This window comes from Tenacibaculum aiptasiae, assembly GCF_965221665.1.
In the GTDB taxonomy this organism is placed as follows: domain Bacteria; phylum Bacteroidota; class Bacteroidia; order Flavobacteriales; family Flavobacteriaceae; genus Polaribacter; species Polaribacter aiptasiae.
The window spans coordinates 1,248,479-1,260,456 of the sequence record NZ_CBDCSN010000002.1 but is presented as its reverse complement, the minus strand read 5'-3'; the positions used below and the strand labels follow the sequence as shown (position 1 = coordinate 1,260,456).

Below are 11,978 nucleotides of genomic sequence, written 5' to 3'. Positions count from 1 at the left end.
TAATTAAAATAAGCTATGAAAAAAATGAGTATGCTACTAATACTGTTTGCATCAGCAGTAGTATTAGGTCAAGAATTAAAAGGAAAAATAGAGAATTATGAAAAAGGAACTTTTTTTTCGTTACGAAACCTTGGAGAAAGAGTAGTTAAAAACATTGAAGTAGATACAACAGGTACGTTTAATACAGGAAAAATTGATTTATCTGATGGATATTATATTCTAAGAAAGAATAATGAAATGATTTATTTGTATCTAAAAAATAATGACGATTTAACTATTTCATTTGATGCAAAAGACCTTATAAATACAGTTGCTTTTTCTGGGAAAGGAGCAAAAATAAACCAGTATTTAATAGATAAAAGAAAATTATTTATAGAGAGAAAAAAAGATACTGAGAAGTTTTATAAAGTAGGTGAGAATAAATATTCAGAGCAAATAAAAATCTTAAATGAAGAGGTTAAAAATATGCTAATGAGTAAAAAATTAGATGATTCTTTTGTAGAGAAAGAATTAGAAGATTTAAAATATGACTACTTATTGGATTTATATAGTTATGAAAATTTGCAAAAATTTTATTTTGGAAAAATAATTACTCCTTCAGAAAGCTATTTAAAGCCTTTAAAAGATATAAATTATGATGATGAGTATTTGTTTAATACAATACCTGCCTATAAGAATTTAGCCGGTTTAAAATGGAAAAAAGCTATAGAAAAAGCAGAAAATATAGAAGAAATGGATATGCTTTTTAGAAGTATTAAAACTGGAGCGTTAAAGCTAGATGTATTATTGAGTTTTTATTATGGTATTTCTAAAACCCCAAAGAAATCAGAAGAATATTATAAGCTGATAAAAGCATATGTTACCCACAAAGAGTTTTTAAAAGAAGCCAAGAAGTTATATGAAAACGTTAAAAAAACAAAAGAAGGGAAAACATCTCCTAATTTTGAATTTAATGATATAAATGGAAAAATAGTTAAGTTAACCGATTTTAAAGGTAAATATGTTTTTATAGACGTTTGGGCTACTTGGTGCTTACCTTGTTTACAGCAAATACCTTACATAAAAAAGTTAGAAGAAAAATATCATGGCAAAAACATAGTTTTTATTGGGATTTCAGTTGATAAGAAAGATAAACATGCTTTATGGAAAGAAACATTAGAATCTAAAAAAATGAAAGGGATACAGTTATTTGCAGATAATTCTTTTCAATCTAAATTTATAAAATCATATAGTATAACTTCAATTCCAAGATTTATATTAATATCACCAGAAGGAAAAATTGTGAATCCCAATATGCATAAACCTTCAGATGAAAGAACTGAAAAAGTTTTAGATGAATTACTCAAATAATTAAAAACTCCTCTATTCAAAGAGGAGTTTTTTTAGTTTTTAAAGTATTTAGAATTTTAATAAAAAAGTGTTTACTTTTGTGGTGAATGAAGATATACTCAACGCTCCAGAGAGGAGAATTCCACACCCATTACTGCGAAGATTTTTTAATAAACGAAGAACTATCCAATAATCAGAGATTAATAGCTGTTATGGATGGATGTTCCACGGGGAAAGAAGCTGTTTTTTCATCTATATTGTTTGGCAAAATCTTAAGAAATATAGCTAAAAAGACAGGATATAAGTTTTTTGTAGAGAAAGAAGTTACAGGACCTAAACTAACACTTGAAAACGTTTTAAAAGAGCTTTTTGATGAATTAAAAATCATTAGAAATAAGTTAGATTTAGAATTTAACGAGTTGTTATCTACTTTAATTTTAGGAATAGTGAATTCTAATAATGCTAAGGCAGAAATTATAGTTGTAGGTGATGGATTGGTTTGTGTTGATGGAAAAGAATATCATTTTGAACAAGAAGACAAACCTGATTATCTGGGCTATCATTTGAATGAAGATTTTAATTTCTGGTTTGAGCAACAAAAACAACGAATTTCAATAGAAATGTTCTACGATTTATCTATCAGTACAGATGGAATTTATTCTTTTAAAAATCTTAAAAACAAAGAAAATCAAAAGGAAGAATCAGAGATAATTCAAACACTATTAAAAGATATCCCAGAAGCGTCTGCTACCAATTTTTTAGATAGAAAATTGATAGAGTTATCCAAAGAAAACCAGATTCCAACCGACGATTTGGCTATTCTAAGATTAGTGATTTAATAATTCTAGTTACTTACCAAGTTTTTTTGCTGAGGTAATTTATCTTTAATAATTTTTATTAAAAACCTTAGTACTTCATCTCTTCTATATTTCCATGAGACATAAGAAATAGGGATTATTTGTATCCCTACCCTGTGTAAAATACGGTATCTTTCAATATCAAAAGCATGAATAAAACTACCAGGATACCCTATTAAATCAATACCAAGGTACTTTTTATCCTTTTCTAGCAATAAATCTATACTTAAACCTGCAATGACATATCCAACATGAATAGTTGCGTTAAATGACTTTAAAAAGGCTTGTACTTCTTTACTGAAGATATCTTCTTCAATTTTTAAAGTGGTAGTCTGTTCAGAAATTTGTTTCTCAAAAGAGCTTAAATAATGTCTTAATTGCGATTTTTCATGAAGTTCTTTAGGATCTATCGAATAAAAAATATGTTGTTCATTTCGAGCTCGTGTAATCGCAACATTAAATACATCTTCTTTGTTTAAATAATTTAAACTAGCAAAATGAGATTGATTACTAACGGTCATAGATAATAACATAACATCGCGTTCTTCTCCTTGAAAATGATACGGAGTACCAAGTTTTATTTGATGTTTTTTGATTGTTCTTAATTCAAAAGTTTCTTTAATAAGCTTGGTTAAATAGTCAGTTTGATGTCTGAAAGGAGATAATACACCGATACTAGTAGCTAGATTTTTATGGATTTCAGACTCATTGTTTACTATTTTTTGAATGTGTTTTATTATTCTTATGACTTCTTCATTGTTAACACCTTTATTGTCTTGTGTACCTGATGTTTTATGTACAAAAACAGCTTTTTTATTTCTGTTTGAAGGAGTTTGTGTCATAACACGTAAAGCTTCTCCATAAAAAGAATGGTTACTAAAATGAATAATATCGGGTAACGAACGATAATGCTCATCAAGTAAGACAATTTGGTTTCCTTTAGCGGTTAGTTCCAGTGTAAAATCTAACAAACTCTTTTTTCGGTAATCATATCGTATGGTATCAGTAATGTTTTCTTGTTGCTGAAAACGATGCATTTGAGTTTTGGATAAGAAACTAATATGACGTAATTGATTCGTATCCCCTGCTACAACTACCTTTTTAGCGCGTTGAAATACTGGTAAACAAGAGGCAATATCGCACTGTGTAGCTTCATCAACAATAGCAATGTCAAATAATTCTTTTTGCAATGGAAGACTAGTTGCAATTTCATCAATTTTAACTAACCAAACAGGTAAAAAATGTGTTAAAGGTTTAGCATTTAAACTTTGTAATTGTTTGTTAATTAACGATTTTTCATTGGTTTGAAATACATTAGAAAGCGCAATTAACTTCTGCATTTCTTTATTAGAATACCATATGATTTTAGAGATGAGGTTTTTTAATAAAGCTTCATTTGATCTTTGTTCAAAAAGAGATAATGTTTTAAAATATTTCTCAATAATTTTCCATTCATCAGTTTCAAAAGAACGAATAAAATTGATATCAATTTTAGTTAAGGTACGTTGGATAAAACTATCTGAAAGATATTTTTCCATACGTTCAATTTCTTTATTAGTTTTTTCTATAAAATCATTTTCAAGATCTTTTAAAGCTTGGTAATGAAAGTCTTGCTTAACCGTTGCTAAATGTGCTTGTTTTTCATGATTGTGACTATAATAAGTACCATTTATAATTTTTCTAAGTTTGGCTAACAAGGTTCTTTTGTAGTAGTTTCCTCCTACTTTTATTGAAAAATCACCAATTTTAGAATTCATTAATTTGTCAGAAACTACCTGTAGTGCTTGAGCAGTTTTAGTAACAATCAATACACTTTTACCTTTGCTTACATAATCTTGAGCAATGGCATTGATAGTATATGTTTTCCCTGTTCCTGGAGGTCCAAAAATGACCGATTTATCATAATTAGAAGCATTTTGGACTATACGCTCTTGTGCCGAATTTAAAAGTAATGGAATCTTAATAGGCTGGTTTGCTGTAAATAAATTTTCTTCTATTTCTGAAGAGAAAAAAGCTTGTAAACCTTTTGAATAATCAGGGTTACTTTTTAGGATTCAAGTTCATTTACAACAGAATTAACATTATTTGCACGACTTGAAATAAAAAGTCCAGCACTTGCTATACCCTTATATTGCTCAATATCTTTTGTACTTTGTAATTGTTTTTTCAGATAAGTTTGATTCTTTAATTTAGGAAATAATAAAAAATCAGTATCAAAAATTAAGTTTGTAATATGCTTTTCAATAACTCTTTGTAATTGACTAATAAATCCAAAAGTAATAAACGGTTGTTGTTCTAAAAGCGTTTCTATTTCTGTAAAAAAGTCATCAAAAGAAGTCTTATATACTAAGCTTTTACAAAAAGCAATATTCAATTGCCTAGATTCATGGTCAATTCTTATAAAATGATCATTGTCTTTTTCTTCAATAGTTGTTTTATAAATAAACAAAGGAGCTACTATTGAAGTAGTTTTCTTTTTAAAATTATTGCGTTTTCCTATGCAAAAAATACTAGCATACCAAAGCTCTTTATCGTTTTTAAAAAGTTCTAATGTTTGTAAACTTTCAACCGCTTGTTTGGCTGGAATAAATTGTAAAGGATATTTATTATTAACAAGTTCTTCTTCTGTTTTAATAATAAATTGATTTTCATATTTACTAGAAAAGAAATTCAAAATTCCTGTTTCTTTATTATCGGCCAAATAGCACTTATGAAAATAAGAAATATAGTTCGTTATCATAGTTTTTTTAAGAACAGCTAACTTAAGAAATCTATAAATAATAAAAAGAGTAGTATTTATTAAAACACTACTCTTATTTTCTTCCCCTTAATACATAATTAAATTTCCCCTCTATCCAAAAAAGTACTTATAAAAATTAACCAAAGAAGCATAAAGCATAAATAAGGCCATTGCTTTTGCTGTATACACATAGCCTTTAACACCAAATACTTTTTTAAAAAACCATATAAATCTTGTACTTGATTTTTCTGAAGTATCTTTTGCTATCTGAAACCAAAATAAGGCTGCAAAACCCAATAAAAAAAATCCTGAAAACATAAGATTAATAAATTAAAATTTCTGAGTTAAAAGTATTTTAAAATCTCTAAAAAGAGGATTAGATTTTCATCAGTAACAACTAGATTTTCACCGGTATAATCCACATTTCCACTAGGTCATTTTTTTGACGCAATTTCTACGCTACTTTCGTGAAAAACAATGAAATAAAATCATGAAAACAACTCAGTATCTATCCACATTATTATTCGTTTTTTTACTTCAAACGAACCATGTAAATGCCCAGTTTGGAAAGCTCAGTAAACGATTTAAAAAAACGTCTAAAGCTATTTCTAAAAACACTCAAAAAGTAACAGACACTAAACAACTCTTAGCGTCTTTTTTTGATGCCGATTTTAGTACCTATCCTAAGCTAATAAAATCAAAACCTTATAAAGAACAAGTACGTAATTCTGGTGCTGTAAGTAGAATTAATAAAGTAGATCAGCTAATCTCATTATATCTAAGAGATAAATCGAAATGGGAAGCCAAAGGTTTTTCTAAATATCAAGGGTTTTTAAAAGCTCGTATATCTCGATTAGAACCTGGAGTACAAGGCATACAGGAAGCTGCTCCTGCATGGTTTATGCTACCATTTTACCATAAAACAATCAATAATATTAAAGAAGAATTAGAAGGTAAAACAGCCGAAAATGAAGCATTGAAACAAAAACAATATGAAGATGAACTTCAAGCAAAAAAGGAACAAGGAGTTGCTGATTCTTTAGCCTATGTACAAAAGGCTTACGATGAATTTAAGATGTTAACTAAGGAAAGACCTTATAAAGAAGAGGAAAAAATAGTTTCAGATTTTCATAAAAAGAATATTGGAAAAATAGTTTTTTCAAAATCAAATATTGTTAAGGATGCTCCAAGTACTACCAAAACAACTAATTATTTTACTTCTAATGATGAGATTTATATGGCAGCATATTTAGGAAAGGCTATTCGAAACATGTACTTTAAACCTAAAAATGTTCAAAAAGAGTTATATAAAGATTTACTATTATCTGCCGATAATTACAATATATCTATATACATAGATGGAAAAAAACACTATACTCCAGAGCTTCGTTTAAACTTTGAAGGAATGAACGAAAAATTTGTGGAACCTTTATCGTATTACGCTTCTTGGCATACTAAAAAAAGAGACGGAGGTTATACTTCAGAGGATTTTATTGAAATAATGAGAAAATTACCAAGAGGTAAACACAAAATTAAAATTGTAGCTACGGTAAATACATCAATAAATTTCCAAGATCCAGAGTTACAAGTTCAAGCTTATTTTGAAAAGAATCGTTATAAAAACGAAGAGTTATGGGAAGCTTCAAAAAAGAACATTGATTATAAGCCAGAAGCACCAGTTTTTGAGGGAGAATTTACAATTAATATCCTTGGTCCAATGAAGTCTGGGTATAAGTGGACAACTGTTAAAACAGGAGGCCTAAATAAGAGTGCTAGTATTAAAGCTGGGATTAAAAAAGTGGAACAAAAAGATGGTTCAAAGGTTATTGGAGTAAAGGTAGAATCTGATAGTTATGGAATAGCTCGTAACAGTCTTACAGGCGTAATACTATATCGTTATGTAGTTGCTACAGTAGCTTTTAAAAGTAAAAGAAATGGGTTGCCTTATAAATTCCGCAAAACATATAAACAACGATATAATGGAAGTAAATATCAAACTACTTGGTATGCTAATACAGCAGCTATAGGAGGTGTATATAGACTTTTAGACTTGTAAAATACTTAAAACATAAGTAAGGGAAGACTGCTCTTAAAGTATTATAAAACTACTAGTTAGAAATTATAGACTTTAAAGCAGTCTTTATATTATTCTACTAAATAAAATCGATTGATCTGGTTTCTTAAGTTGTTTTTATAAGTAGCCCCAATAACAAAAGTAGTTTTGCCTATTACTATTTTATCACCTAAAATGTTTCCATTGTAAAAATTAGGTGATAGATTTACTATAGTTCCTTCATTAATTCTACAAAAATTAGAGGGTAATTGAGATTGTAATGAACGTAAGGAGGTTTTTAGAAAGTAATATTCTTTTTGATGAGTTTGAAACCATATATAATTTTCACGAACAGCTTCAGGTTCATCGTTTTCATTTAAAAAAGCTTTTTTAGAAAAGAAAGCTATATCTGAATATGGAACAGGAACTTTGGTAATTTGAGAATCGGTGTATTGTTTCAATTCTTCTAAGTAATCTACTAACCCCATAACCCCTTTTTTAGGCATTGTTTGCTTGGTATTTTTTTTAGCAAGTACGGTTTGAATAGTTCTTATAATTTCTCTAGAATCTAATCGAGGCTTTGTTTTTAGCATAAATGCATCATGATGCGTTGCTAATCCTTGATAAAAAGTTTGATTATCCTGTAAACTAGTTAAATAAATAAAAGGAATTGAATAATGGTCAGATAAGTATTTTCCTAAATCTATGCCTGTTTCTGTTCCTTGCAAATCAATATCTAATAAAACCAAGTCAGGCAATTGTTTAGTAAGTGCTTTTTTAGCATCTTCAACACTTGGTAAATAATCACTTACTGCATACCCTTCTTTTAATAATAATCTACGTAAACGCTCGTATAATATAGCTTCATCTTCTACAATAAAAATAGTTGCTTTCATAAATTATAAAGGGAATTTAATTTGCATACGAACACCTTGATGTTCCATAATTTGGAAGTTACCATTTAATTGACGACTTAACAGTTGAATGGTTCGTAAACCAAAAGAAGTTGTAGTATCTATATTAAAATCAGAACTAAATCCAATTCCATTGTCTTTTAATTCTAATATACCTTCATTTTTGTTTTGTGTAAGTTGAACCCAAACGGCTCCTTTGTGTTGATTTGGAAAGGCGTGTTTAATTGCATTTGTTAAAAATTCGTTGACAATTAAACCTAAACAAAAAGAGGTTTCAGCTTTTAACTGTAAGTTTTCACTCACTTCATTTTCAATAGTTACTGTTTCATCTGGAAAAGTATCTTGCAACTTGTCAATCAATTGATTTACATAACGACGAGCTGGAATTTTTAATCCATTTTCTGTTTGATATAAGTGATTGTGTACCTCATATATACCATTTATTTTTTGTTGAATTTCTGATAGTTTAGATTCAAAATGAGTCTCATCAAATTCTTCTTTAGCTACCTCTAAAAATGCATCAATAATTCCTAAGTTATTTTTAATGCGATGATGCATTTCTTTTTGTAAAGCAATGATTAGTTTTTGCTGACGGTTACTTTTAATCAACAACCAAAAAATTATTGTTAATACAATTAAAATAGTACTGATTATCCAGATTAATAATCGATTTTTTTTGCTCTGATTTGCTAATAAAATTTCTTGTTTTTCCTTTTGAAGTTCTAGCTCTAAATTCTCTTTTTCCTTTTGAGCAAGTCCTATTTTTTGTGAAGTATAAGCTGTTTTACGTTTTACAGTTTCATTAGCTACTGAGTCTTTTAAATGAATGCGAAGGCTTTGCAAATTATAAGCTTGTTCCCAGTTTTTATTAGCTACATATAAGTTTTCTAAAGCTTTGTAATTGGCAATTTTTAAATCGGCCATTCCCTTTTCTTTTTTAAGAGCTTCAAACTGTTTAATAGCACTATTCGTTTTACCCTTAATTTTAGCCATGTGTGCGTGAATACTAGCAATATTATAATCGTAAGTTTTCTTAACGGGGCTTTCAATGGCCAAAAAATCATTGTAAACTTTTAAGGCTTCCTTTTTCTTGTTATTTTTTAACAATACCCTAATATATCCAGGCTGTATAAGTTTCCATTCCCAATCTGAATAAAAACCTGAGTTTTTAAAGAGTTCTAAACCTTTTTTATAAGCGTCTAAAGCCTCCTTGTTTTTTTCTATATGACCTAAGTTTATGGATCTATTTATAGTACTGACAAATTGATAATAAACGTTATCCAAATCGCCATAACGATCAAAAGCTTCTTGATATCTTTTATCAGCTAACTCATAATTACCAACAGAAGTATCAATCATTGCTTGGAACATAGCAGCACTTGCAGCATAAAAAGGGCTTTGCTCTATTTTATTAGCTTTTAATAATTGATCGATATGATTTTCTGCTTTAAAAAAATTACTCTGACCAAGGTAAAGACCTACCAAGTTAATATGCACTCTACACTCTCCAGAAATATCATTTAATTTTCTATAATTAGTTAAGGCTTGATTGTATAACTCTAAGGCTTTTTTAGTTTGGTTATTTTCTTTGTAATGATTAGCCAAATTCATTTTTAAACCAGCTAAATTGCTGAAATCATTATTTTTTTCGGCAACTTTAATACCTCTCTTTAATTGACTTTTAGCACTATCTACTTTATTTAATGAACTCCATAAATTTCCTTTTAACAAGTATTGCCAAGCAATAAGTGATTGGTTTTTCGTGTTTTTTTGAATAGAATCTAGAAAAAGTAATCCCTCTTCTATTTTTCTATGTGAATCGTAATAATTAGTAATCGTAGTTTGAATATCTTTTTTTGCTTTATAGGTGTAAGCAGTATCTAAAATATGACGTAAACTATCTGGAATTTGTGAAAAACAATTAGAAACGGTGAATATAATACCAATTAAAATGAAGGGATACGTTTTCATACCTACAAAAATAGCGTATGAAATTAGCCTTCGTTATGCAGATATTACCCTATACCTTGAGTCATTTACCTTAAATTGTATTTTTTAGGGGTTATAAACTCCAAAAGAGCAGTTTAAACACAATTTTTCTAATAATTAATTATCAGGAATCCTTTTATATTTGCGGGCATATTTTAATAGCATGCAAAACAATCATATTCAAAACTTAACAGGCTTATTATTAGCAACATTTTTTATCAGTACTTCAGGTGTTTTAGGTAAATATATTGCCATGCCTTCTGAAGTAATTGTTTGGTTTCGATCAGCTTTTGCTATGGTGTTTTTATACGTGTTTTGCCGTTATAAGAAAATAACAGTTACTATTAAATCAAGGAAGCACTTAATACCGTTTATTATTAGCGGGATTTTTATGGCAATTCATTGGATTACTTATTTCTATGCTTTAAAAAAATCGAGTGTTGCTATTGGAATGTTATCATTATACACATTTCCAGTTATGATTGCTTTTTTAGAGCCTTTATTTTTAAAGGTTAAGTTCAATCCTATATATATTGTTTTAGGGATTATGGTGTTGTTAGGAATTTATATTCTTGCGCCCGATTTTAACTTAGAAAGTTCTAATGTACAAGGAGTTTTGTTTGGGCTTTTATCTGCGCTATGTTATTCTATTAGAATCTTAATATTAAAGCAATATGTTACTCAATATGATGGAGTATTACTCATGTTTTTTCAAACCTTAATAATTACTGTTTGTTTGGTACCTGTTCTGTTTTTTATGGACGTATCAGGATTCGAAAGTCAATTTCCATTTTTATTATTATTAGCTTTATTAACTACAGCTATTGGACATAGTTTAATGGTACATTCGTTGCAGTTTTTCTCAGTGTCTACAGCTAGTATCATTAGTAGCGTGCAACCTATTTTTGGAATTATTTTAGCTTTTTTATTTTTAAATGAAATTCCCACATGGAACACTTATTTGGGAGGAAGTTTAATTTTAGCTACTGTAATTATAGAAAGTATTAGAAGTAAAAAATAATCGATTAGATTACTCTCATATTTTCATAATTACGCTTTACAAACTCTAGTGCAGTATCTAGTATTTCTCCCATATTATTGCTCTTTTTAAAATGAACATCTTTAGTAAAATCAAAAATTTGCTGTTTTAACAAGCTAATGTTTTTTTCGGTTGAAATTACATCGTTTTTCATACAATAAACGAGTTGGTCTACCCTACTTTCAGAACTTAAAATACGTTTAGCAACAATAGAGCGTTCTTCAATTTTGTATTGGTTAATAGAAGTTTCTTGAAGCTTCTGCCCTACTAAGGTTACCATTGAAAAGTTTTCTTTAAAAAATTGAGGATAATACACTTTGAATTTTCCTTCAAAACATTGTTGATCAAAATCTATCGCACGAATTTTATACACTACATGATCAAAATCGTGAGTAGGCACAATTACGTAGTTATATGAACGCATATCGCCCAATAAACGAATCATACAACGTTCGTTAAACTTGACAAACTCTTTAGCTATCTGAGCTTTTTCAGACTCGGTACATTTTGGTAAAAAATCTTTAATAAAAACATCACCAGGAATTCCAGCAATATGTTCTTCAATTAGCGTGTCTTTATACACTAAAAAGTTGAGATTGTAAGGTGATAAAATATGTTCTAATTCAAGCCCATAAATACGAGAGGCATCGGTTTTTTTTACATAAAAATACGTATAGTTATCGTTTAAAATATTACGAACTTTTACACGGAAAGGTTTAGAATTACCAAAGGTACAGTAGTCTATAGCATCAATATTTAAAAAAGGAATGGTTTCTTCATTACCATTTGAATGTAAAATAGTGTATACTTTTTTAAGACTTAAATCAATTTCTTCACGATCAAATTCAGAATAATAAGTACGTACCCAAAGCGTATCAACATCATTGTTATCATACACAACTACTGATCCTTGAAACCGTAACAAATCATCATAAAAAATAGGGATTTTAATGTTTCTACTATGCTCAGTTAAATAAGTATGTAGCTCTTCAGTTACTGGAAAAGCAGGCTTTTTTTGAGACATTAATTTTTCTTCTGATGACATTTCTAAACTGTT

At 28.7% G+C, this 11,978-nt stretch carries 10 protein-coding genes; 4 read left to right on the top strand and 6 right to left on the bottom strand.

The genetic code is table 11. The features are described 5' to 3' along the window. Positions 1-15 precede the first annotated feature (15 nt). Together ACOQN8_RS06045 and ACOQN8_RS06040 are read left to right on the top strand one after the other, a co-directional pair. Positions 16-1,350 (top strand): TlpA family protein disulfide reductase, encoded by a 1,335-nt coding sequence (locus ACOQN8_RS06045; RefSeq protein ID WP_420552003.1) that lies wholly within the window; start codon positions 16-18, stop codon positions 1,348-1,350. Positions 1,351-1,436: 86 nt separating this feature from the next. Continuing rightward, positions 1,437-2,168 (top strand): protein phosphatase 2C domain-containing protein, encoded by a 732-nt coding sequence (locus tag ACOQN8_RS06040; protein WP_420552002.1) that lies wholly within the window; start codon positions 1,437-1,439, stop codon positions 2,166-2,168. A gap of 5 nt (positions 2,169-2,173) precedes the next feature. Here the strand turns inward: ACOQN8_RS06040 and ACOQN8_RS06035 are convergent, their stop codons facing one another. From ACOQN8_RS06035 to ACOQN8_RS06025, 3 genes are all read right to left on the bottom strand, one after another. Then, on the bottom strand, positions 2,174-4,144 hold the full coding sequence (locus tag ACOQN8_RS06035; RefSeq protein ID WP_420552809.1) for an AAA domain-containing protein: 1,971 nt from the start codon (positions 4,142-4,144) through the stop codon (positions 2,174-2,176). 89 nt (positions 4,145-4,233) lie between these two features. After that, entirely contained in the window at positions 4,234-4,926 is a 693-nt protein-coding gene (locus ACOQN8_RS06030; protein ID WP_420552001.1) for a hypothetical protein, read from the bottom strand. A gap of 111 nt (positions 4,927-5,037) precedes the next feature. Beyond that, positions 5,038-5,244, bottom strand: coding sequence for a hypothetical protein (locus tag ACOQN8_RS06025; RefSeq protein ID WP_420552000.1), 207 nt, complete (start codon positions 5,242-5,244; stop codon positions 5,038-5,040). Between the two features lie 172 nt (positions 5,245-5,416). Here ACOQN8_RS06025 and ACOQN8_RS06020 point away from each other — a divergent pair, with 172 nt between their 5' ends. Further along, positions 5,417-6,982, top strand: coding sequence for a hypothetical protein (locus tag ACOQN8_RS06020; RefSeq protein ID WP_420551999.1), 1,566 nt, complete (start codon positions 5,417-5,419; stop codon positions 6,980-6,982). An 89-nt stretch (positions 6,983-7,071) separates the two neighbouring features. On the opposite strand, the gene ACOQN8_RS06015 is transcribed toward ACOQN8_RS06020, so the two are convergent. Next, the gene (locus tag ACOQN8_RS06015) at positions 7,072-7,875 is read right to left on the bottom strand and encodes a response regulator transcription factor (protein ID WP_420551998.1); all 804 of its coding nucleotides are present in this window, start codon (positions 7,873-7,875) and stop codon (positions 7,072-7,074) included. Positions 7,876-7,878: 3 nt separating this feature from the next. After that, the gene (locus ACOQN8_RS06010) at positions 7,879-9,864 is read right to left on the bottom strand and encodes a tetratricopeptide repeat-containing sensor histidine kinase (RefSeq protein WP_420551997.1); all 1,986 of its coding nucleotides are present in this window, start codon (positions 9,862-9,864) and stop codon (positions 7,879-7,881) included. 181 nt (positions 9,865-10,045) lie between these two features. Between ACOQN8_RS06010 and ACOQN8_RS06005 the strand changes: the two genes are divergently transcribed. After that, positions 10,046-10,903 carry a DMT family transporter gene (locus tag ACOQN8_RS06005; protein ID WP_150898079.1) on the top strand — a complete coding sequence of 286 codons (858 nt, stop codon included), beginning with the start codon at positions 10,046-10,048 and terminating at the stop codon, positions 10,901-10,903. A 4-nt stretch (positions 10,904-10,907) separates the two neighbouring features. On the opposite strand, the gene ACOQN8_RS06000 is transcribed toward ACOQN8_RS06005, so the two are convergent. Further along, the gene (locus ACOQN8_RS06000) at positions 10,908-11,966 is read right to left on the bottom strand and encodes a hypothetical protein (protein ID WP_235274487.1); all 1,059 of its coding nucleotides are present in this window, start codon (positions 11,964-11,966) and stop codon (positions 10,908-10,910) included. Positions 11,967-11,978: the final 12 nt, after the last annotated feature.

Bases quoted from the DNA above. Each gene is read 5' to 3' on its own strand.
- ACOQN8_RS06015 (WP_420551998.1), bottom strand. From the start codon at position 7,875: ATGAAAGCAACTATTTTTATTGTAGAAGATGAAGCTATATTATACGAG.
- ACOQN8_RS06040 (WP_420552002.1), top strand. From the start codon at position 1,437: ATGAAGATATACTCAACGCTCCAGAGAGGAGAATTCCACACCCATTAC.
- ACOQN8_RS06000 (WP_235274487.1), bottom strand. From the start codon at position 11,966: ATGTCATCAGAAGAAAAATTAATGTCTCAAAAAAAGCCTGCTTTTCCA.
- ACOQN8_RS06010 (WP_420551997.1), bottom strand. From the start codon at position 9,864: ATGAAAACGTATCCCTTCATTTTAATTGGTATTATATTCACCGTTTCT.
- ACOQN8_RS06005 (WP_150898079.1), top strand. From the start codon at position 10,046: ATGCAAAACAATCATATTCAAAACTTAACAGGCTTATTATTAGCAACA.
- ACOQN8_RS06020 (WP_420551999.1), top strand. From the start codon at position 5,417: ATGAAAACAACTCAGTATCTATCCACATTATTATTCGTTTTTTTACTT.
- ACOQN8_RS06030 (WP_420552001.1), bottom strand. From the start codon at position 4,926: ATGATAACGAACTATATTTCTTATTTTCATAAGTGCTATTTGGCCGAT.
- ACOQN8_RS06025 (WP_420552000.1), bottom strand. From the start codon at position 5,244: ATGTTTTCAGGATTTTTTTTATTGGGTTTTGCAGCCTTATTTTGGTTT.
- ACOQN8_RS06045 (WP_420552003.1), top strand. From the start codon at position 16: ATGAAAAAAATGAGTATGCTACTAATACTGTTTGCATCAGCAGTAGTA.